The organism is Streptomyces axinellae (genome assembly GCF_039532135.1).
Lineage (GTDB): Bacteria > Actinomycetota > Actinomycetes > Streptomycetales > Streptomycetaceae > Streptomyces > Streptomyces axinellae.
Window position 1 is genome coordinate 129,056 of sequence record NZ_BAAARJ010000012.1, and the last position, 22,110, is coordinate 151,165.

A 22,110-nucleotide genomic window follows, 5' to 3' on the forward strand; every position below is an offset into this window, starting at 1 on the left:
TCTACGGCAGTGGCGGCGCGGAGGTCCGAGCGCTCGCCGGCCCTGCCTCCGGCTCCACGACCGGTCCCACAGCCCTCATGGGGCCCCCGGCCTCCGGCGCGGCGGGGGGCGCGAGCCGTGCGGCAGACGCGACGGGTGCGGCGGGAAGCGCGAACCAGACGGTCTTGCCCGAACCATCCCGCCGCGCCCGCATACCCCAGCTCGCGCTGACGGCCGCCACCAGCGCCAGCCCCCGCCCTCCGGCGGCCGTCCGCTCCGGCGAGGTCACCGGCGCGTTGGCGGGGGAGCGCACGCTGGGCAGCCGCGGGTCATGATCATGTACCGAGACCGTCAACCTGCCCCAGGACAGCGCCAGTTCGACCCTGCAATGCTTGTCGGCCCCCGCGTACCTGTGGACGTTGGCCAGCAGCTCCGTCACCCCCAGCACTGCCGCGTCGATGAGCGGCCCCAGGCGCCAGTAGCGCAGCTGCGCCACCACGATTCTGCGGACCTGCCCGATCCGCGAGGGAAGCGCGTGGAACTCCACGGCACAGCGCCGATGGGGCGGGGCCTGCGTGCCCGTACTGCTCGGTGGACTGATCACGGCTGTGACTCCCTGAGAGGGCCTGTCCGAAGGGCGGGGAGCGGGTCACCTGTGATGTACGGAACGCGTCCGGTGCGGGAGCGGCCGAGCCGGGCCGCCCGCGGCAGCGGTGCCGCGGTCACCTGGGGTCTCTCGTTTGGATCTTCGTGGATCAGGCCGCGGCCTCAGATGCGGTGCCTCGCAAGGCGGAGGAGATTCCTCGTACTGGACGCATTCGGATGCTCCGACAAGGCGGCGAGGTGCCGCAGCTGACGCCGCGGACCCGCGGAGAGCCAAACGAGAGACCTAGCCGAGTACACCGCGCTCGGCGGCGGCCTTCGCGCGGGCCGTGCGCACCGCCGACAGCAGTCCTTCGCGGTGGCCGAGCCCCAGCCGGAGCACATACCGGTTCCCGCCCAGCGTCGCCAGCGCCTGGTCCCGCAGCCCGTATCCGCTGATACGGACCTGGTCGACCGGAGCGCTGTCGATCTCACTGCCGTAACTGGTCATCAGCACCAGTTGGCCGTCTCGCACCAGCACATGGCCGGCACGGGTGAGTGAGCGAAGCATCCGGCGTATGCCTACCCCGGTCGCGTCGTATTCCGGCTCCGCCACAGCAAACCGCCTCCCACCGGATCGTTCCAGCAGGGGGTACCCCCGCGCGTCCGCCGCACACCCGGGGACGGCCGTACCCCTCCGGAGGAGCATGCCCTGCTCCGCGCCCATCTACCAGTGCCCCTTTATGATCGACATCGTGAGTACTGCCGAATCCGCCCCTTTTGTCACAGCCGTCCCGACAGCCGATGTGGACCGCGACGACGGCGCCTACCGGAGCTGGCTGAAGGAGGCGGTACGCAAGGTCAGAGCCGAGAGCGGGCGCAGCGCCGACACGCATCTGCTCTCCTTCCCGCTCCCGGAGGAGTGGGGGATCGATCTCTACCTCAAGGACGAATCGACCCACCCCACCGGCAGCCTCAAACACCGCCTGGCCCGCTCCCTGTTCCTCTACGCGCTGTGCAACGGCTGGATCCGGCCGGGCGGCCCCGTCATCGAGGCGTCCAGCGGTTCCACCGCGGTGAGTGAGGCGTACTTCGCCAAGCTGATCGGCGTGCCCTTCATCGCGGTGATGCCCCGCACGACCAGCGGTGAGAAGACCCGGCTCATCGAGTTCCACGGCGGGCGGTGCCACCTGGTGGACGACCCGCGCAGTGTGTACGAGGTCTCGGCGGCGCTGGCGGCCGAGAGCGGCGGCCACTTCATGGACCAGTTCACCTACGCGGAGCGGGCCACCGACTGGCGCGGCAACAACAACATCGCCGAGTCCGTCTACCAGCAGCTGAGCCGGGAGCGGTATCCCGAACCCGCCTGGATCGTGGCCACCGCGGGCACGGGCGGCACCTCCGCCACCTTCGCGCGCTACATCCACTACATGCAATACGACACCCGCGTGTGCGTCCCCGATCCGGAGAACTCCTGCTTCTTCGACGGCTGGACCCGTGGGGACCCGGAGGCGACCAGCGACACGGCCTCCCGCATCGAGGGCATCGGACGGCCCCGGATGGAGCCGAGCTTCGTGACCGCGGCAATCGACCGGATGATGAAGGTGCCCGACGCGGCCAGCGTCGCCGCGGTACGCGTTCTGGAGCGGGTACTCGGCCGCAGGGCGGGCGGGTCTACAGGCACCGGCCTGTGGAGCAGCCTCAAGATCGTCGCCGAGATGCTGGAGCGCGGTGAGCGGGGGAGCGTCGTCACCCTGCTGTGCGATCCGGGCGACCGCTACCTCGACAAGTACTACTCCGACACCTGGCTGGCCTCCCAGGGCCTGGACATCGCCCCGTACACGGCCACTTTGGAACATGTGCTGGCCACGGGGGAGTGGGCCTGAGCCGGCCGGGGCCTGGCGCCGCTGGGGGATCCGGGCAGCGGCAGGGCGCGGAGATCCGACACCCCCTACGGGCGCAGTCCGAGGTCCAGCTTGCGCATCGCGTCCCCGAAGGAGGCGCCGAGTCCGGCCCGGCTCAGCCGCATGAGGGTGCGCAGCGTGCGGGGGCCGTCCACCGCAATCGTCCAGCGCACCCGTGCTCCGCCGGACGGCGCCACCGTCAGGTTCCAGTCCTCCATCATCGCGCGCATCCCCGGCGCGTTCGTCCGGTCGATCCGGTAGGTGTACCGCTCGGCGGGCAGCGAGGCCAGAACCGTCTCGGTGAAGAAGCCCCCGCCCTTCAGCCGTACGTGCCGCCCCTTGCCGCCCTCCACCGGCGTCACCTCGGAAACCGCCGTGAACCAGCGCGGCCAGCCCTCCAACTCCTCGGACAGCGCGACGAACACGCGCTCGCGCGGCACCCCCAGGTCGGCGGTGAAGGAGAGCCGCAACGGTGCCGTATCGGCGAACTCCAGCCCTACGGGACGCAGTTGACGTGCCATGGGATGACCCCCAGCAGTGTGCGAACGGATGTGCACAATTTATCGGGCGCTCTTCCGTCCGTCTCGTGTCCCCCCTGGGGGAGCAGGGAGCCGGGAGTCGGAAAGTCAGGGGCCGGGGTATCAGGGGCAGGGGAACCGGCGGCGTTTCCGGGCCGGCCAGGGCCCGTTCCGGCCGGCCCGGAACTCACAATCCGCCGGTCTCCGGGCCGCTGTCCGTGCCCGGCTCCTCCGGCTCACCGGCCACCACGAGCTGCGGATGCTGCTCCTGGATCTGTTCGCGCGCCTCCTCGGGCAGCCCGGCATCCGTGACCAGGGTGTCCACCTGGTCCAGCGAGGCGAACGAACTCAGGCCCACCGTCCCCCACTTGGTGTGGTCGGCCACCACGATCACCCGGCGCGCCGAGTCCACGAAGCACCGGTTGGTCTCCGCCTCCGCGAGGTTGGGTGTGGACAGACCCGCCTCGACGGATATCCCGTGGACCCCCAGGAAGAGCACGTCGAAGTGGAGCGAGCGGATCGCCGCGTCGGCCACCGAGCCCACCAGCGAATCCGAGGGCGTACGCACCCCGCCGGTCAGCACCACGGTCGCCGTGCCGGGGCGGCCCGCCTGCACGGCGCCGGAGGAGCGCTGGGCGGAGTGGAAGACATCGGCCACCCGCACCGAGTTGGTGACCACCGTCAGGTTCGGCACCTCCAGCAGATGCTGGGCCAGCGCGAACGTCGTCGTCCCGCCGGAGAGGGCGATCGCACTGCCCGGCTGCGCCATGACGGCCGCGGCGCGCGCGATGTCCTCCTTGGCGCTCAGCTCCAGCGCGGACTTCGCCTCGAACCCCGGCTCGTGGGTGCTGGCCTCCGCGACCGGAACGGCGCCCCCGTGCACCTTCTCCAGGGCGCCCTGCCGAGCCAGCGCGTCCAGGTCACGGCGCACCGTCATGTCCGAGACACTCAGCTTCCGGGTCAGCTCGTTGACCCGTGCCCCGCCCCGGCGCCGCACTTCCTCCAGGATGAGCGCGCGCCGCTGCTCGGCGAGGAGGTTGTGGTTGTCGCTCACTGCCCTTGTCTCCGTTCGCTTTCCGTGACCGTTCCGTGGGGACTGTGGGGAGGCCGCCGGCCCGCCCATCCTCGCACGCGCACAACGGGCGCGCGCATGTCACGATTCGGCTCCGCACGCCCCCGTGCACCCGTGAGGGGCTGCACACCGCGCCTTGCGGCGGGAATGCTGGAAAGGACCGCTGACACAGAGTTTCGGGGGATCTCGGGGGAAGCACCATGCCGTCAGACCACGCTCACACCGGCGCGCCCGCACGCGCCGACGCACCACCCGCCTCGTCCGCGCCACCCGCGCAACCCGCGCCCTCCGCACCGGCCGGGTCGCCCGCTGTGGCCAAGGGCGGGCACAGCCGGAACGGATCGCAGCTTTCGCTGGAACTGCTCGTCCACGGAGTCGGGGGAACCACCCCCGCGGAGATGCTCGGCGACCCGCACACCACACGCGTCACCGGAGACAGCACAGCCGCCGTCTACCGGCGCAAAGAGGACGAGGACGCCGAACACCGCCCGGCGGACTACGCCGACAAACCCGTCCCGGAGGCGTACTGCTGGTCCAACCTCACCTCCGGCAACGGCTCGCGCGCCCTGTGGCTGATCCTGCTGCCGTTCATGGTCGTCAACCTCGCGCACTGGACCCGGCCCGCCGCCGGCCGACGCACCGCCGTACGCCTGCACGGGCTGCTGGTCCGCCTGATCGGGCTCTCCCTCACCGTGCTGCTGACCGCCGCCACCTGCGAGGTCGCGCTCGACCTGGCCGCCTGGCAGTGCGCCGGGGCGGCCCGCTGCGCCGAGGCCCACTCCTGGCTCGGCTTCATGGCCGTACCCGGCACGGGCTCCGGATCCGGCGGCTGGTGGAGCCAGCCCGGCCGGCGGCTGGCGCTCGCCGCCGTGCTGCCCGCCGCCGGCATCACCTTGCTGTGGTGGCTCTCCCACCGCACCTGGAGCGCCTACGAGTCCCAGCCGCCGCTCCAGCCCGCCGTTCCCGAGGACGACCCCGACGCCAACGGGCGCCCGCCGCTGTCGCTGCCCGGGTTCTGGTACGGAAAGCGGCACGTGGCCCGGCTGCGCGCGGCACACACGGCGGTCGGCTTCCTGACCATCGCCGCCGCCGTGGCCGCGGCGGCCGGACGCTACGACCGCGAGCCCGGCGGCGACGTCACCTTGGACGTGCTGGGCCGGCTGCTGGCCGGACTGATCGCCACGGGGGTGCTGTGCGTCCTGTACGTCGTGTGCCGCAGGGGGCGCAAGGAGCGCGAGGCGGACGACCGTATCGACAAGCTCGCCGTGCGTGTGCTGCCCGGCGCCTCCATCGCCGTGGCCGTACTCACCGTGGTGCACAGCGCCTGGAGCCGCCCCGGCTGGGTCTCCGCCGGTTCGCTGCCCGGGGACGAGACCTTCGGGGTGCTGGCGCTGCTCCAGGGAGCCCTCGTCGTCGTGCTCGGGATCGTGGGGCTGCGACTCCACCTCGCAGGCCGCGTCCCCCGCACGGCACTGGCCGGGTTCGCCTCGGCCGGGATCGCCACGCTCGCCTGCGCACTGGGCGGGGTGCTCTCCGGCGGTGTCTCCCAGCGCGTCGGGGACTGGCTGGACGGCTCCGGCTCCGGCGGCTCCGGCGACGGCCTGATCGGCGGCCCGCCCACCGTCTTGACCTGGCAGGCGTCCATCATCCCTGTACTGCTCGCGGTGGTGCTGCTGCTGGTGTGCTGGTTCGCCTACCGCGTGTGGCGCGATACCGGGCGGATGACCGACGAGGTGTCGGCCGGCTATCCCCGGGCGCTCCCGGACGAGTCCCGCTCCCGCCGGATCGCCGGGGCCATCGCCCGTGCCGGGCTCACCGACGAGGCCCCCTGGCTGGTCGCCACCATCGCCCTCGTCACGCTCCTGCTCGGCGGCATCGCTCAGCTCGGGGCCCTGCTCACTGGAGAGGTCCCCAGCGAAGCAGCCGAAGGCGCCCCCGGCATCGTCGCCGGATTCGCCGACACCGTGCAGACGCTGGGCTCCTGGCTGATAGGGCTGGGCTTCCTCCTCTTCCTCACCTGGGGCCGCCGCGCCTACCGCGACGCCTCGGCCCGTCGCACCATCGGCATCCTGTGGGACGTAGGGACCTTCTGGCCCCGCTCCGCCCACCCCTTCGCGCCGCCGTGCTACGCCGAGCGGGCGGTGCCGGACCTTGCCTGGCGGATGGCGATGTGGACCGACGAGCAGCCGGGCCGCCGCCTGGTGATCTCCGGCCACTCCCAGGGCAGCGTCCTCGCCGCAGCCGCCGTGTGGCAGCTGGATCCGCGCACCCGCCGCCAGATCGGACTGCTGACCTACGGCTCGCCGCTGGAGCGGCTGTACGGGCGCTGGTTCCCCGCCTACTTCGGGCCCCGGCAGCTGGCCGCGCTCCACAACGGCCTGGACTGCTGGCGCAACCTGTGGCGGCTCACCGACCCGATCGGCGGCCCCGTACGCCCCGAGCGCGCCGACGAGCCGGAACAGGCCCCGCCCGAGGAGTGCCGCGGGGTGGACCGGGGCCCGCTGCTCGACCCGCTCGCCTACGGACGTACCCGCGAACAGCCGCTGCCCGAGCCGATCCTGGCGCACAGCGACTACCAGGCGGACCCGGCCTTCGCGCAGGAGCGGTCCGGGCTGCTGACGCGTCTGAAGTCCAAGTCCGCTCGCACAGCAGGACACGAGCCGCCCTCCGGACTCCCGCAACAGCCCCGGCCCGCCGCACCCGGGGCGCACGAGCGGGGGGACGGGCAGGACGCGGAGACGGAGGCGGAACCGGCATCCGGGCCGTCGGCCGCCGAGCACGGTCACCGGGGGCCGGGCAGGTCCTCCGGGTAGAGCAGGGTGAGGTCGTCAGTGCTCGGGTCGGGGACCTGCGCGACCCGGCCCGCGTGCCGCTCGACCATCGCCTCGAACGTCTGCCGCGCGGTGCGTCCGTTGCCGAACGAGGGGCCCTTGGGCAGTTCGGTGAAGTATCCGAGCAGCGCCTCGCGGGCCCCCTTGCCCAGGTGGTACTCCTGCTCCTCGGCCTGCTGCTCGACGATCCGCAGCAGCTCCTCGGGCGCGAAGTCCCCGAAGGTGATCGTGCGGGAGAAGCGGGAGGCCACACCCGGGTTGACGGCCAGGAACCGCTCCATCTCGGCGGTGTAGCCCGCCACGATGACCACGACCTCGTCGCGGTGGTCCTCCATGAGCTTCACCAGCGTGTCGATGGCCTCGCGCCCGAAGTCGCGGCCCGAGTCCTCGGGGGAGAGCGCGTACGCCTCGTCGATGAACAGCACGCCGCCTCTGGCCCGTTCGAAGGCTTCCTGGGTGCGGATGGCCGTCGATCCGATGTGCTCGCCCACCAGATCCACGCGGGAGACCTCCACCAGGTGGCCGCGCTGCAGTACGTCGAGGGCGCGCAGGATCTCGCCGTAGAGCCGCGCCACGGTCGTCTTGCCGGTGCCCGGCGAGCCAGTGAAGACCAGGTGCCGCCGCGCGGAGGCCGCCTTGAGCCCGGCCTCCTGGCGCCTGCGGCCCACCTCGATCATGTCGGTGAGCGCACGGACCTCACGCTTGACACTCTCCAGACCGACCAGCGCGTCGAGTTCGCCGAGAACCTCCTTCGGCGGCCGTGCCTCCTCGGGGCTCTCGTCGCCGGCCCGCTCCCCGGACGCGGCCGGGGCCGCCACCGTCCCGTCCCTTCCCCCGCCGGAGTGCCGCTGGCGGGGGACGGGGGCCGTCGCGGTCAGCAGTCCCGGTGCGGCGGTGGGGGAGTGGGAGCTGCCGGAGGCCGCCGGGGCCGGGGAGTCGGCGGTGGCGCTGACGGGGGCCGCGCTCTGGTCGCTGGTGCAGTCCTCGACGCTGGGGCCCTCGTCGGCGAACTCGTAGCCGCCGCGCGCGCAGCGCTCCGTACGGCAGCGACGCAGCGTGGCCCGACAGCCGTCGATGATGTGGAAGCCGTAGCCGCGCGAACCGGTCACCCGGCAGCTGTGGAAGGTGCCGCGCCCCTCGGCCGAGACGTAAAAGCCCGCCTCGGCGGCCGAACTGACGGTGCAGCGCTCCACCGTGGGATCCGCGCCCTTGGTGACGATGACCCCGGTGGCGGCGCCGTCGATGGTGCAGCCGTTGAGTACGCCGCCGCTGCCGTGGTCGCGGAACCAGGCGCCGGTGGCCGCCTTGCTGATCCGGCAGTCGTCGAGTTGGACGGCGGCGCCGTCGCTCACCGAGACGGCCGTGCCCCGCACCTGGGACAGGTCGCTGTCGAGCACGTCGGCGCGCGAGCCCCGGTCGAGGACGAACAGCGCGTCGGGCACGGTGTGCACCCGGCAGGTGTCCAGTACGGCCGTGGCGCCGTCGCTGACCCACACCGCCGGGTAGTCGCCCGTGCTGTCGTGGATCTCGCAGCTGTTGGCGTCCACGCGGGTGCCGGGGTCCCACACCGACAGCCCGTTGCGCCCGAAGCGCCGCACTTTCGAACGGGTCAGCGTGAGCACCGAACGGGAGCGCAGGTCCACGGCGTTCTCGGGGATGTCGTGAATATCGCAGTCGGCCAGGGTCAGCACGGCGTCGGTGTCCAGCGTGACCCCGTCGGCCGAGGTGCGGTGGACCCGGCAGTCGGTGAAGTGCCCGCTGGCCCGCGCGGCCACCCGCAGACCACCGCCCTTGATCTCGTACACCTCGCAGCCGACGGCCTCGGCGGTGGTGCCCTCGCCCTGGAGGGAGATCCCGGCCCCGGCGGCATGGTGCACCCGGCAGTGCGTGAGCCGGGGGCGCGCGCCGTCCCGGACGGCGATCCCGGACTGGCCGGCGGCCACCACCTCGCACTCCTCGTAGACGCCGCCGGCCGCACCGGAGACGCTGATGCCGAGCCCGGCGGGATTGTCAACGGTGCAGCGCCGGACGGTCGGCCGGGCACCGGCGCGCACCTCTATGCCGGCGGCCGAACGCGTCATCACGCGCAGTCCGGTCAGCTCCGGAGCCGCGTCCTCGACCAGCACGGCGGGCACAGCCGAGTCCTGGCCCTCGACCTGGAGGTCCTGGATGAGCGCGGCGGCCCGCACGGTGAGCGCCACCCCGTCGGCCGGGGCGATGCGCACCGAGCCGCCGCCCGCGCGCTCGGGCCCGCGCAGCGTCACCGCGTGCTCGACCACCAGGTTCTCCCGGTAGGTGCCGGGGGCGAGCGTGAGGACGTCCCCGTCGCCCGCCACCTCCAGCGCTGCGGACAGCGAGGCGTACTCGCCTGTGCGCCGCCGCCATCGCGACGTGCCGCTGTGCGTCACCTGGACCGAGCCCTGTGCCATGGAGTGCTGTGCCCCAACCTCGTACGTTCTCAGATGCGTTGTGCCGGGATGCGCGGCGCTGTGCGCGCGCCGTCTGTGCCGGCCGCACCACCGTAGCGTGCGCTGGGGCTTCGAGTTGACTGGTCCATCCGAGTGAACCGCTCAGGGGGGCCGTGGACGCCGCCGGGAAGCGCGTACGAGAGGCTCAGTTGCTGGTGCCGGCCCGCCCCCAGTCGGGGCCGATGCGGTGCCACTCCTCGTCCCAGCGTGCGAACCGGCGTCGCATCAGCATGCGCACCGCCAGCCGCCGCCCGGCCTCCACGCCCCCTGCCGTGAAGGCGCCTGCCGCCAGACCCGCGAGCAGCGAGTGCGAGGCGGCGGTGCGCGCGCTCATCGGACGGGCCGTCAGGCGGCCCTGCCCGTCGGTCCACAGCGGGAAGCGGCTGCCGGCGCTCACCTCGCGGTGGACCGAGACGGTACCGGTGCGGACCGTCCCGTCAGGGCCGGTCCAGCGCGCCGTCACATGTGTGCGCCGGCTGCGCTGGGCGCCGGTCTCCGGGTCCGGGTCGAGCGCCGGGCGGACGCTGACGTGCTGCGCCGTGGCCCAGACGCGGTGGCGCTCGCGCTGCTGTTCGTGGGCCGTCCGCAGCAGGGCGTGGTGTGCTGCTCCGGCGCCGAGCCAGCCGAGCAGCGGAGCACCCGCGGCGATCAGCAGCGCGGCACACAGGGCGGTCCATGCCTCACCGCGGTCGGTGCGGCGGCACAGTGGGTTCCCGCGCCAGCGCCAGAGGCCGACGATCGATCGCATCACCGCTCACCCCCTGTCTCCCCGTCCGTACGTACCTCGCCGGCAGCGGTACATGCACGAGAGAAGCCCGAAGAGAGCGAAATCACCGTTTCGTGCCCCGCCCCGGGTGCGGGGTGCCGGGGCTGGTGCGGCCACCTGGTCAGGGCGGCTCTCGTGGGCGGGCCGGGCGGCACGCTCCTTTCCGCGGGCCCGCTTCGATCCCCCTCGTGGTGCCCAGAGTTTACTGAGCGAATCCCTCATAGGGGACGCGGGGCGCGCGCGGGAGGTTGTGCGCCTCTTCTGCGCTCCTGCGCCCCATGGGCACTTTGTGCGGACCGCGTACGCGTCCTGTGGGGACGAGCCGCTTCCGGTTGTCGCGGACAGTGATGGTCAAGATGTCTTCGTCACCCTGGGTGGGTGAGAGGGGGCGGGAATCGGCCCGCTACCCGTGAAACGCCCGTGCATTCGGGAGGCGGGGGCATCTTTTGAGCGATTGCCCGTCGCCGAGACGTCTCACTAGCTTTTGCCCGCAGCGTGTGAATCGAACTGACCGGCACGGAGATGGGCGGGGTGGCAGATGACGACTGCGGCGGAGCGGAATTCCGGGAGCGACAGCGCGGCCGAAGCGGGCGAGCAGGCACAGCTCAGCCTTGCGACAGCCGCCGCGCGGAATCTCGCGACCACCACGAAAACACCCCCGCAGATGCAGGGAATCACTTCCCGGTGGCTCCTGAAAGTGCTGCCGTGGGTGCAGGTGACAGGCGGCACGTTCCGCGTCAACCGCCGACTGAGCCACACCCTGGGCGACGGCCGGGTGGAATTCGTCTCCACCGGCTCGGAGGTCCGCGTCATCCCGCTGGAGCTGTCCGAGCTGCCCCTGCTGCGCGGCTACGAGGACCGCGAAGTCCTGGAGTCCCTGGCCTCGCGGTGTGAACAGCGCGACTTCGGGCCCGGCGAGGTCATCGTGGAGGCCGGGCGCCCCGCCGACCGGCTCGTCCTGATCGCCCACGGAAAGCTGCGCAGGACAGCCCACGGCAGGTACGACGACGAGATCACCCTCGGTGTGCTGGCCGACGGCGACTTCGCCGGAGACGACCGGCTGACCGGCGAGGCCGGCCTGTGGGACCACACCCTTACCTCGCTGACCAGCGGCACCGTGCTGACCTTGAGCCGGGAGGCGTTCGACGGTGTCCTGAGCCAGTCCGACTCGCTCCGCGGCCACCTCGCCGCCTCCCGCGCGCTGATCCCCGCCCGGCGCACCGAGAACGGCGAGTCCGCCATCGAGCTGGCCTCCGGCCACGTCGGCGAGCACGCGCTGCCCGGCACCTTCGTCGACTACGACCTCAGCCCCCGCGAGTACGAACTGGCCGTCGCGCAGACCGTCCTGCGCGTCCACACCCGCGTCGCCGACCTCTACAACCACCCGATGAACCAGATGGAGGAGCAGCTGCGGCTCACCATCGAGGCCCTGCGCGAGCGCCAGGAACACGAGCTGGTCAACAACAGCGACGTCGGCCTGCTCCACAACGCCGACATGAAGCAGCGGATCCACACGCACTCCGGACCGCCCACCCCCGATGACCTGGACGACCTGCTGGCCACCGTCTGGAAGGACCCCAGCGTCATCCTCGCCCACCCCAAGGCGATCTCCGCCATCGGCCGCGAATGCAGCAGCCGCGGTATCTACCCGCAGGCGATCGACTACCAGGGCCACTCGGTGCCCGCCTGGCGCGGCGTGCCGATCCTCCCCTGCAACAAGATCCCCGTCACCCCGCAGGGCAGCACCTCCGTGCTCGCCATGCGCACCGGGGAGAAGGCACAGGGCGTCGTCGGCCTGCACCAGACGGGAATCCCCGACGAATACAGCCCAGGTCTGTCCGTGCGCTTCATGGGGATCAGTGAAAAGGCGATCATGTCCTACCTGGTGAGCGCCTACTATTCGGCCGCCGTACTCGTACCGGACGCGCTCGGAATTCTGGAGGACGTCGAGGTCGGCCACTGAGGGAAAAGGCCGCGAAAGGGCCCCAGAACAGGCAACCGGAAACACCAGGAACAGGGAACTGATGACGACGCACCCCGAAGCACTCGGGACCGCTCCCTCCGCCCTCACCACCGCAGCGGCACGCAAGCTCGCCACCACCACCAAGACGCCCCCGCAGATGCAGGGGATCTCCCCGCGCTGGCTGCTGCGCGTGCTGCCCTGGACCGAGACCAAGGGCGGCACCTACCGCGTCAACCGGCGCCTGACCCACACGCTGGGCGACGGCCGGATCGAATTCGTCTCCACCGGCGCCGATGTCGCCGTCATCCCCGCCGAACTGCGGGAGATCGCCCTGCTGCGCGGGCTGGACGACGAGGCGACGCTGCGCACCCTCGCCGAGAACTTCACCCAGCGCGAATACGCGCCCGGCGACGTGCTCACCACTCGCGGCGAGCCGGTCTCCGAACTGCTGCTCATCGCTCACGGACGGCTCGTCAAACTCGCCGCCGGACAGTACGACGACGAGATCACCCTGGGCGTCCTCGCCGGCGGCGACCACGTCGGAGACCAGATCCTCACCCCCGCTCCCGGGGCCTGGCAGCACACCCTGCGGGCCACCACCCGCTGCACTGTGCTGGCCCTGCCCGCGCAGCGCTTCGAGGAGATCGCCGAGCGCTCGCCGGCCCTGCGCGGCCACCTCGACCAGGTGCTCTCCCGCGCCGTACCCCGACAGAACCGGCGCGGCGAGGCCGACATCGCCCTCGCCTCCGGCCATGTCGGCGAGCACGCGCTGCCGGGCACCTTCGTCGACTACGAGCGCAGCCCCCGCGAGTACGAACTGGCCGTCGCGCAGACCGTTCTGCGCGTGCACAGCCGGGTCGCCGACATCTACAGCGAGCCGATGGACCAGGTGCAAGAGCAGCTGCGCCTGACGATCGAGGCGCTGCGCGAGCGCCAGGAACACGAGCTGGTCAACAGCCGGGAGTTCGGCCTGCTGCACAACGCCGACCTCAGCCAGCGCATCCACTCCCGTACGGGCCCGCCCACACCCGACGACATGGACGAGCTGATCTCCCGCCGCCGCAAGACCCGCTACCTGCTCGCCCACCCCCGCACCATCGCCGCCATCGGCCGCGAGTGCAGCAAGCGGGGCATCTACCCCGACCGTGTCGAGGTCGAGGGCACCGCAGCGCGAGCGTGGCGCGGCATCCCGCTCCTGCCCTGCGACAAGATCCCGGTACGCGCCGACGGCACCAGCTCGGTGATCGCCATGCGCACCGGACAGGAGGACCAGGGCGTCGTGGGGCTCCACCAGACCGGCATCCCCGACGAGATCCAGCCCTCGCTCAACGTCCGCTTCATGGGTATCGACGACAAGGCGCTGATCTCCTACCTCGTCAGCGCCTACTTCTCCGCCGCCGTCCTGGTGCCCGACGCGCTCGGCATCCTGGAGGACGTCGAGGTCTGACCCGCGCCACGCGGGGCGTGGAGCACAGCGGAGCAGCCCGGGGTCACCGGCCGGTCCAGCGCCAGCCGGTGACCTCCGGCATGTCCACACCGTGCTCGTGGACGTACCGGTGGTGCCGCTCGCGCATGTCGGCGGCGGCCTGCCGCGCTCCCACCGCCCGCGAGCCGAGCCCCGGAGTGCGGTCGACGACGTCCTCGACGAGGCTGTAGCGGTCCATCCTGTTGCGCACCACCATGTCGAACGGCGTCGTCGTCGAACCGAGTTCGCGGTACCCGCGTACCGCCAACTGTTCGTGCACGGCCCGCCGGTAGGCCAGCCGGTGCACCAGCCACGGATAGCCGTGATACGCGAAGATCACCGGCCGGTCCCGGGTGAAGACCGCGTCGAACTCGGTGTCGGACAGCCCGTGCGGGTGTTCGGTGGGGTGGGTCATACGGGAGATGTCCACCACGTTCACCACCCGCACGGCCACGTCGGGCAGCCACTCGCGCAGCAGGGAGGCCGCCGCCAGCGTCTCCTGGGTGGGCACGTCCCCCGCGCACGCCAGCACCACGTCCGGATCGGCGCCCGTGCGCTCGGTACCGGCCCACTCCCACACGCCCAGACCCCGCGCGCAGTGCGCGCGGGCCTGCTCCAGGTCCAGCCAGTCGAAGCAGGACTGCTTGCCCGCCACCACCACATTGACGGTGTCCCGGGTGCGCAGCACATGGTCGGCCACGCACAGCAGGGTGTTGGCGTCCGGCGGCAGATAGACACGCACCACATCCGGGCTCTTGCTCAGCACATGGTCGATGAAGCCCGGATCCTGGTGCGAGAAGCCGTTGTGGTCCTGGCGCCACGCGTGCGACGTCAGCAGGTAGTTCAGCCCGGCGATGGGCCGCCGCCAGGGGACCTCGCGGGCGCTGTGGACCCACTTGATGTGCTGCGCGGCCATGCTGGAGACCAGGTTGGCGAACGCCTCGTAGGAGGCGAACAGCCCGTTCCTGCCGGTCAGTACGTAGCCCTCCAGCCAGCCCTGGCACAGGTGCTCGGAGAGGACCTCCAGCACCCGGCCGTGCCGGCCCAGGTGCTCGTCGGTGGGTTCGAGCCCGGCCTGCCAGCCCCGTTCGGTCGCCTCGAAGACCCCGCCCAGGTGGTTGGAGTCGGTCTCGTCCGGGCCGAACAGGCGGAAATCCCGCCGCTCTTCGGTCGCCGACATCAGCTCCGCCAGCATCCCGCCCAGCACTCGCGTCGGCTCGTGCGAACCGGCGCCGGGCCGCTCCACCGGCACCGCGTACGGCTCCAGCTCCGGCAGCGGCAGCTGGCGCAGCAGCCGGCCGCCGTTCGCCTCCGGCATCGAGCCGAGCCGCAGCTCACCCTCGGGCACGCACTCCAGCACGGCGGGGAGCGGCCGGCCCGCCCCGTCGAACAGCTCCTGCGGCCGGTAGGAGCGCAGCCACCGCTCCAGCTGCCGCAGCCGCTCCGGGTCCTCCTTCACGCCTGCCAGCGGCACCTGATGCGCCCGCCAGGTGCCCTCCACCGGCTGCCCGTCCACCTCGCGTGGACCCGACCAGCCCTTGGGTGTCCGCAGCACCACCATCGGCCAGTGCGGACGGTCCCCCGAGGCGGCGTCCGTGAGCGGCGGGCCGGAGCGCGCCTTGTCCTGGATGGCGCCGATGCGGACCAGCGCGTGGTCGAACGCCCCGGCCATCGCCCGGTGCGCGGTGAGCGGCGGCGTGTCCGGCCCGGCCGTGACGAACAGCGGGTCGTAGCCGTAACCGCGCAGCAGCGAGGCCAGCTCCTCCTCGGGCATCCGGGCCAGTACCGTCGGATTGGCGATCTTGTATCCGTTCAGGTGCAGCACCGGGAGGACGGCCCCGTCGTGCACGGGATCCAGCCACATGTTCGCATGCCAGGAGGCGGCCAGCGGGCCCGTCTCGGCCTCCCCGTCCCCGACCACCGCGCACACCAGCAGGTCCGGGTTGTCGAACGCGGCCCCGTAGGCATGTGCCAGGGAATAGCCCAGCTCACCGCCCTCCTGGATCGAGCCGGGCACATCGGGAGCCGTATGGCTGGGGATCCCGCCGGGCTGGGAGAAGTCCCGGAAGAGACGCAGCATGCCCTCCGCGTCCCGGGGCGCGTCCGGTGTCAGCTCCGAATAGCTGCCCTCCAGCCAGGCACCCGCCAGTGCCGCCGGAGCCCCGTGTCCCGGACCCCAGATGGCCATCGTGCGCTGCCCGTACCGGCCGATCAGCCGGTTGAGATGGGTATAGACCAAGCCGAGCCCGGGGCAGGTGCCCCAGTGGCCCAGCAGCCTCGGCTTGATGTGTTCGGGGCGCAGCGGCTCGCTGAGCAGCGGGTTGGCCCGCAGATAGAGCTGGCAGGCCGACAGGTAGTTCATGGCCCGCCAGTGCGCGTCCAGCTGTGCGGCCTCATGTTCGGGGAGGGGCTGATGTTCGAGCTGGTGTTCCGGCATGCCCGATGGGTACCAGGCAGACCGCGCCCCGACACCCCGGCTTTCCGTACGGGCCCGACCCGGTATCCGTACACGCCCGCCCGGTGTTCCCTACGGGCCCGCCCCGGCATCCCGTAAGAACCGATGCGGCATCCCGTAAGAACCTGCCGGGAGCGTTGTCTGCCACTCGCCGCCGCTGCACGATGACGGGGTGCGGAATCCATGGCTGGCACTCGAAGCGGGCGCGGACCCGGCCGAGCGGGCCGGGCAGTTGCGCCGCGCCCACGAACGGTTCGTGACCGCGGGCGCCCTCGGCGCACCCGTGCGCGACGTGGTGGCCGAATCCTGGCGGCGCTGCGCCGGAGCCCGCCTGGGCCCCCAGAGCATGGCCCGCATCCACATGGACGAGGCCGGGCTCGCCGAACGCCGCGCGACTCATCCGCTCTCCCGGGTGATGCCGCTCTTCCGCGAGCTGCTGGGCACCATCGCCGACGACGGCGCCCATCTGCTGTCCGTCTGCGACGAGCGCGGCACCATGCTCTGGATCGAGGGCCACCCCCAAGTCCTCCACCGCGCGGAGGGGATGAACTTCGTGCCCGGCGCCCGCTGGGACGAGCGCGCCAGCGGCACCAACGCGCCGGGCACCGCGCTCGCCGTGGGCCACGCCGTACAGATCTTCGCCGCCGAGCACTACTGCGTGCCCGTACAGTCCTGGACCTGCGCGGCGGCCCCGGTGCGGGACCCGCACACCGGGCGCGTCGTCGGCGCCGTCGATATCACCGGCGGCGACCACCTCGCCTCCCCGCACAGCCTCGCCCTCGTCCAGGCCACGGCCCGCGCCGCCGAGGCCCGCCTCGCCGAGCTGGGCGCGGCGCCGCCCACTCCCGCCGGCATCCCACGCGCCGGCTACGCCCTCGATGTCCTCGGCCGCGAGGAGGCGCTGCTGCACACCCCCTACACCCGCGCCACCGGAATCCCGCTGCGGCTGGGCCGCCGGCACAGCGAGATCCTCCTGCTGCTGGCCGCCCACCCCGACGGGCTCACCGGCGAGGCACTCGGCCGCGAGCTGTACGGCGAGCGCGACGTCAACCCCGTCACCCTGCGTGCCGAACTCTCGCGGCTGCGCCACCTGCTGGGGCCGCTGCTGGAATCGCGCCCCTACCGCCTGCGCAGGCGCGCGCACACCGACTGCGACACCGTGACCGACGCGCTCACGGCCGCCGACCCCGAGGCGGCCCTCGCCGTCTACACCGGGCCCCCGCTGCCCGGTTCCGAGGCGCCCGGCATCGTCCGGCTGCGCAGGCTGCTGGAGAACCGGCTGCGCAGCGGCCTGCTGGCACGCGCCGATCCCGCGCTGCTGGAGCGCTGGGTGTGCACCGCCTGGGGCGAGGACGACCTGGAGGTGTGGGAGGCCCTGCACCACGCCCGCCCGGGCCCGGTGACAGCGGCGCGCGTGCGGGAACTGCGCGCCGCCTACGGGCTGTTCACCGTTCCCGCCCGGCACGCTACGCAGGCAACGCGCGCAACGTATCCGCAACGTCCCCCGCATTAGCCTCCACGCCACACCGCGCGCCCGCCGACCGCCGGCGGGGCCAGGCAAGGGAGGCAGCATGAGCCGCTACGCCGCACCCGGCACCGAAGGCGCACTGATGGACTACCAGTCGCGCTACGACCACTGGATCGGCGGCTGCTACGTCGCCCCCAAGCAGGGCGGCTACTTCGAGAACCCCACCCCGGTCACCGGGCAGCCCTTCACCGAGATCGCCCGCGGGAGTGCCGAGGACGTCGAACGGGCCATCGACGCGGCCCACGATGCCGCCGGACCCTGGGGACGCACCTCACCGGCCGAGCGCTCCCAGGTCCTCAACCGGATCGCCCAGCGCATGGAGGACCATCTGGAGGAGCTGGCCGTCGCCGAGAGCTGGGAGAACGGCAAGCCCGTACGCGAGACGCTGGCCGCGGACATCCCGCTGGCCATCGACCATTTCCGCTACTTCGCCGCCGCCATCCGCTCCCAGGAAGGCTCGCTCTCCCAGCTCGACGAGGACACGGTCGCCTACCACTTCCACGAGCCGCTGGGCGTCGTCGCGCAGATCATCCCGTGGAACTTCCCGATCCTGATGGCCACCTGGAAACTGGCCCCCGCGCTCGCCGCGGGCAACGCCGTCGTCCTCAAGCCCGCCGAGCAGACCCCCGCCTCGATCCACTACTGGATGAGCCTGGTCGCCGACCTGCTGCCGCCCGGCGTCATCAACATCGTCAACGGCTTCGGCGCGGAGGCGGGCAAGCCGCTGGCGAGCAACCCGCGGGTCGCCAAGGTCGCCTTCACGGGGGAGACCACCACGGGCCGGCTGATCATGCAGTACGCCTCGGAGAACCTCAAGCCCGTCACCCTGGAGCTGGGCGGCAAGAGCCCCAACATCTTCTTCGAGGACGTCTCCGACGACGGCGACGACTTCTACGACAAGGCACTTGAGGGCTTCACCATGTTCGCCCTCAACCAGGGCGAGGTGTGCACCTGCCCCTCCCGTGCCCTCATCCAGCAGAGCCACTACCGCAGCTTCCTGGACGCCGGGATCGAACGCACCGAGGCCATCGTCCAGGGTCACCCGCTGGACACCGGCACCATGGTCGGCGCCCAGGCGTCCAACGACCAACTGGAGAAGATCCTCTCCTACCTCGACATCGGTCGGCAGGAGGGTGCCCGGGTCCTGACCGGTGGCGTCAGGGCCGAACTGGGCGGTGAGCTGGAGGGCGGCTACTACGTGCGCCCCACGATCCTGGAGGGCGGCAACCAGATGCGGGTCTTCCAGGAGGAGATCTTCGGCCCCGTCGTCTCCGTCACCGGCTTCACCGACTTCGACGACGCCATCCACCTCGCCAACGACAGCCTCTACGGACTCGGCGCCGGGGTCTGGACCAGGGACGGCTCCCAGGCATACCGCGCCGGGCGCGCCATCCAGGCAGGACGGGTGTGGACGAACTGCTACCACACCTATCCCGCGCACGCGGCCTTCGGCGGATACAAGCAGTCCGGTATCGGCCGCGAGAACCACCAGATGATGCTCGACCACTACCAGCAGACCAAGAACCTCCTGGTCAGCTATGCCCCCAAGAAGCTCGGCCTGTTCTGATGACCGAACACCCCCACAGCGCGCCCAGCGAGGGCGCGGCGCCCGAGCGCGTGGCCCTCACCGAGGAGGCCGCGGCCCTGCTGCGCACCCTGACGGGCAAGCACGGCCCGCTGATGTTCCATCAGTCCGGCGGCTGCTGTGACGGCAGCAGTCCCATGTGTTACCAGCGCGGCGAGTTGCGCACCGGCGCCTCCGATGTGCTGCTGGGTGAACTGTCCGTCGAGGGCGTGCCCGACCCCGTGCCGTTTTGGATGTCGGCGGGCCAGTTCGCCCACTGGAGCCACACCCACCTGACCGTGGACGTGGTTCCCGGCCGGGGGAGCGGCTTCTCCCTGGAGGCTCCCGAAGGGGTGCGCTTCTTGATCAGATCGCGGCTGATGGACGCGTGAACACGTAGCCCGGCGGGCGCTGTCCACCGCCTCGACGGCGCCCCGATAGCCCTCGCGGGCACCGTCGTCTCCCCAACGGCGGTGTCCGCGCGGGACGTTGACCTGATCCCCCGAGCTGTGATCCCCGGTGATCCGGTGGTCAGTATCCGCGACCCGGGTACTGGTGGCCGCCGTACTGGTCCTCGTAAGGGTCGTGCATCTGCTGCGGCGGGGCCGGGCGCGGAGCCACCGGCGCCATCGGCGAGACCGGTCGCATGTGCTGCGTCGGCTGATGCTGTACCGGCTGCTGCTGGTATTGCTGAGGCTGCTGGTACTGATGCTGTACCGGCTGCTGCTGCATGGGACCCGGACCACCCGGACCCGGATATCCGCGGGGCGGCACCTGCTGCGGAATATGTGGCGCCGGGGTGTGCTGAAGCGGCGCGGGCGCCTGCTGCGTCGCACCCGGCCCGGGCGGCAGCGCGGCGGGGGCCTGCCGCATCATCGGGGCCGGGGCACTCTGCAGCGGCGCGGGCTGCGGCATCTGAGGCTGCGGCGGAGCAGGCGCCTGGTAGCCGTAGGAAGACGCGGACGCCTGACGAGGATCGTGGCCGGAAGGCAGCGCGGGCGGCAGCGCGGCCAGTGCATTTCCCGCACCCCCGGTGTCGTACACCGAAGGCACCCGAATAGGAGCGATCTGCGGCGTGCCCCGCTCGGCGACCAGCATGTCGTAGATCGGCGTCTCGGGATAGGAGGGTGCAGCGTAGTAGCCGCCGCCATAAGAGCTGCGGGGGGAGGTCATACCCATAAGTTAAGCCCAAAATTAGCATCGACACTAGAGAGGTACGGAAGGAACGCCCGTCCCACCTATATCAGTGCAGGTGGAAGCTGGTTTTCGCCCATTTGGCAGCCCCTGTTGCAGCGGGTGCGAACGGGGGAGTGTCAACAGGGCGAATACCCCCCATGCCGACCAAGGTGACGCCCGGTCAGGCACGCGGACATGGCTTGTTCCCGCCTGTCCCGATGAGGGCGCGCGAGAGGAAAAGCTGACAGAAGCATAAGCCCACCGAGAGTGCCCCAGAACGCCCCGGCTCCAGCCGTCTGTTCGACCCCCCGAAGACCTCGGTGACGGGGCTTAATGGGCCGGGAAGGAGTGCAATAGGTTGGGGGAAGGCGATAGGTACCGAAGCGAGCCCGAGGGGGAGTGGCATGACGATGCACAAGGGGGCCAATGTCCCGGTGCCGGCGACGGCGGTACGGCTCGAACTCAGCTGGGAATCCCGGCCCGGCGTGCCCGACGTCGATGCCTCGGCGATCCTCCTGTCCGAGGACGGCAAGGTCCGCTCCGACGCCGACTTCGTCTTCTACAACCAGCCCCGGCACCTCTCCACCGCCGTACGCCACGAGGGCAAGAAGTCGCCCGGCGGTGCCTGCACCGACGCGCTGACCGTCGAACTCGGCGCCGTCGAGCCCGACATCGACCGCATAGTCGTCGCCGCCTCCGCCGACGGGGGCACTTTCGGCCAGGTGCCCGGCCTCAATATCCGCGTACTCGACGCCGCCGCGCCGGAGGGCGCGCCCGGGCGGGAGATCGCCCGCTTCGACCCGGCCCCCACCACCGAGACCGCCTTCGTGCTCGGCGAGCTGTATCGCAGGCAGGGCGCCTGGAAGTTCCGTGCCGTGGGCCAGGGCTACGACAGCGGGCTCGCGGGACTGGCGACCGACTACGGCATCACCGTCGACGACCCGGCGCCGCCGCCCTCCCCTACCCCGTTGCACCTGAACCTGCCCGACTCGCCCGACTTGCCGAACCCGCCCACCATGCCGCAGGCCCCCGACCTGCCCGGCCCGCCCGCCGTGCCGCAGCCGCCGGACGTCCCCGCTCCCTCGGCGCCCGGACCCACGCCGCGGGCCCCCCAGCAGCCCACCAGCCACTCCCGCTCCGCGCAGTCCGCACCGCCGGCCCAGCCGCCCCAGTCCGTCCCGCCGTCACAGCCCGTGCGGCTGAGCAAGGTCACGCTCACCAAGGACGCCCCGTCCGTCTCCCTGTCCAAGCAGGGCGGCACCTCCGGCACGATGCGCGTCAACCTCAACTGGACCACGCAGGCCCAGCCGCAAAAGGGCCTCGCCGGCCGCCTCAGCCGCGCGATGGGCTCCCTCACCGGCCCGGATCTCGACCTGTGCGCGCTCTACGAACTCGCCGACGGACGCAAGGGTGTTGTCCAGGCACTCGGCAACTCCTTCGGCTCCCTGGCCCGCCCGCCCTACATCCATCTCGACGGCGACGACCGCACCGGCGGCGTGGAGACCGGGGAGAACCTCACCATCAACCTCGACCACGTCGAGCACCTGCGACGGGTCCTCATCTTCGTCACCATCTACGAAGGCGCCCGCAGTTTCGCCGGGCTGCACGCCACCGTCACTCTCCAGCCGCAGCACGGGGCGCCCGTCGATTTCTCCCTCGACGAGTGCACCATCCCCTCCACGGTGTGCGCTCTCGCGCTCATCACCAACGACAACGGCGAGCTGATGGTGCGCCGCGAGGCCCGCTACCTCGTCCCCCGTCGCGGGGTCAGTCCCCAGCGCACCGTCGATCAGGAGTACGGCTGGGGCATGCAGTGGACGCCCGGCCGCAAGTGACGGA

At 71.8% G+C, this 22,110-nt stretch carries 16 protein-coding genes; 8 read left to right on the forward strand and 8 right to left on the reverse strand.

Features of this window, described 5'->3' with window-relative positions:
- Position 1: 1 nt before the first annotated feature.
- Both ABD339_RS19335 and ABD339_RS19340 read right to left on the reverse strand, forming a co-directional pair.
- Positions 2-583 carry an ATP-binding protein gene (locus ABD339_RS19335; RefSeq protein WP_344567629.1) on the reverse strand — a complete coding sequence of 194 codons (582 nt, stop codon included), beginning with the start codon at positions 581-583 and terminating at the stop codon, positions 2-4.
- Positions 584-868: 285 nt separating this feature from the next.
- Entirely contained in the window at positions 869-1,177 is a 309-nt protein-coding gene (locus tag ABD339_RS19340; protein WP_344567630.1) for a hypothetical protein, read from the reverse strand.
- 127 nt (positions 1,178-1,304) lie between these two features.
- Between ABD339_RS19340 and ABD339_RS19345 the strand changes: the two genes are divergently transcribed.
- Positions 1,305-2,447, forward strand: coding sequence for a PLP-dependent cysteine synthase family protein (locus ABD339_RS19345; protein ID WP_344567631.1), 1,143 nt, complete (start codon positions 1,305-1,307; stop codon positions 2,445-2,447).
- 65 nt (positions 2,448-2,512) lie between these two features.
- Here ABD339_RS19345 and ABD339_RS19350 read toward each other — a convergent pair whose 3' ends face one another.
- Both ABD339_RS19350 and ABD339_RS19355 read right to left on the reverse strand, forming a co-directional pair.
- Positions 2,513-2,986, reverse strand: a complete 474-nt coding sequence (locus tag ABD339_RS19350; RefSeq protein WP_344567632.1) for an SRPBCC family protein — start codon at positions 2,984-2,986, stop codon at positions 2,513-2,515.
- A 184-nt stretch (positions 2,987-3,170) separates the two neighbouring features.
- Complete coding sequence (locus ABD339_RS19355; RefSeq protein ID WP_344567633.1) at positions 3,171-4,037, reverse strand: DeoR/GlpR family DNA-binding transcription regulator; 867 nt, start codon at positions 4,035-4,037, stop codon at positions 3,171-3,173.
- A 218-nt stretch (positions 4,038-4,255) separates the two neighbouring features.
- On the opposite strand from ABD339_RS19355, the gene ABD339_RS19360 reads away from it, so the two are divergent.
- Positions 4,256-6,868, forward strand: coding sequence for a hypothetical protein (locus tag ABD339_RS19360; protein ID WP_425576030.1), 2,613 nt, complete (start codon positions 4,256-4,258; stop codon positions 6,866-6,868).
- On the opposite strand, the gene ABD339_RS19365 is transcribed toward ABD339_RS19360, so the two are convergent.
- Positions 6,838-9,315 (reverse strand): right-handed parallel beta-helix repeat-containing protein, encoded by a 2,478-nt coding sequence (locus ABD339_RS19365; RefSeq protein WP_344567634.1) that lies wholly within the window; start codon positions 9,313-9,315, stop codon positions 6,838-6,840. The two genes, ABD339_RS19360 and ABD339_RS19365, sit on opposite strands and share 31 nt — an antisense overlap.
- 184 nt (positions 9,316-9,499) lie before the next feature.
- The gene (locus tag ABD339_RS19370; RefSeq protein ID WP_344567635.1) at positions 9,500-10,102 is read right to left on the reverse strand and encodes an Rv1733c family protein; all 603 of its coding nucleotides are present in this window, start codon (positions 10,100-10,102) and stop codon (positions 9,500-9,502) included.
- A 556-nt stretch (positions 10,103-10,658) separates the two neighbouring features.
- Here ABD339_RS19370 and ABD339_RS19375 point away from each other — a divergent pair.
- Positions 10,659-12,083, forward strand: coding sequence for a family 2B encapsulin nanocompartment shell protein (locus ABD339_RS19375; protein ID WP_344567636.1), 1,425 nt, complete (start codon positions 10,659-10,661; stop codon positions 12,081-12,083).
- A 61-nt stretch (positions 12,084-12,144) separates the two neighbouring features.
- Positions 12,145-13,530, forward strand: coding sequence for a family 2B encapsulin nanocompartment shell protein (locus ABD339_RS19380; RefSeq protein WP_344567637.1), 1,386 nt, complete (start codon positions 12,145-12,147; stop codon positions 13,528-13,530).
- Between the two features lie 43 nt (positions 13,531-13,573).
- Here ABD339_RS19380 and ABD339_RS19385 read toward each other — a convergent pair whose 3' ends face one another.
- The gene (locus ABD339_RS19385; protein WP_344567638.1) at positions 13,574-15,985 is read right to left on the reverse strand and encodes a phosphoketolase family protein; all 2,412 of its coding nucleotides are present in this window, start codon (positions 15,983-15,985) and stop codon (positions 13,574-13,576) included.
- Positions 15,986-16,175: 190 nt separating this feature from the next.
- Between ABD339_RS19385 and ABD339_RS19390 the strand changes: the two genes are divergently transcribed.
- The 3 genes from ABD339_RS19390 to ABD339_RS19400 are packed head-to-tail and all read left to right on the forward strand — an operon-like array spanning position 16,176 to position 19,487.
- Positions 16,176-17,516, forward strand: coding sequence for a helix-turn-helix domain-containing protein (locus ABD339_RS19390; protein ID WP_344567639.1), 1,341 nt, complete (start codon positions 16,176-16,178; stop codon positions 17,514-17,516).
- A gap of 58 nt (positions 17,517-17,574) precedes the next feature.
- Complete coding sequence (exaC, locus tag ABD339_RS19395; protein ID WP_344567640.1) at positions 17,575-19,098, forward strand: acetaldehyde dehydrogenase ExaC; 1,524 nt, start codon at positions 17,575-17,577, stop codon at positions 19,096-19,098.
- Complete coding sequence (locus ABD339_RS19400; RefSeq protein ID WP_344567641.1) at positions 19,098-19,487, forward strand: DUF779 domain-containing protein; 390 nt, start codon at positions 19,098-19,100, stop codon at positions 19,485-19,487. Before exaC ends, ABD339_RS19400 begins: the two co-directional genes overlap by 1 nt.
- 139 nt (positions 19,488-19,626) lie before the next feature.
- On the opposite strand, the gene ABD339_RS19405 is transcribed toward ABD339_RS19400, so the two are convergent.
- The gene (locus ABD339_RS19405) at positions 19,627-20,268 is read right to left on the reverse strand and encodes a DUF6643 family protein (protein WP_344567642.1); all 642 of its coding nucleotides are present in this window, start codon (positions 20,266-20,268) and stop codon (positions 19,627-19,629) included.
- A 407-nt stretch (positions 20,269-20,675) separates the two neighbouring features.
- On the opposite strand from ABD339_RS19405, the gene ABD339_RS19410 reads away from it, so the two are divergent.
- On the forward strand, positions 20,676-22,106 hold the full coding sequence (locus tag ABD339_RS19410) for a TerD family protein (protein ID WP_344567643.1): 1,431 nt from the start codon (positions 20,676-20,678) through the stop codon (positions 22,104-22,106).
- Positions 22,107-22,110: the final 4 nt, after the last annotated feature.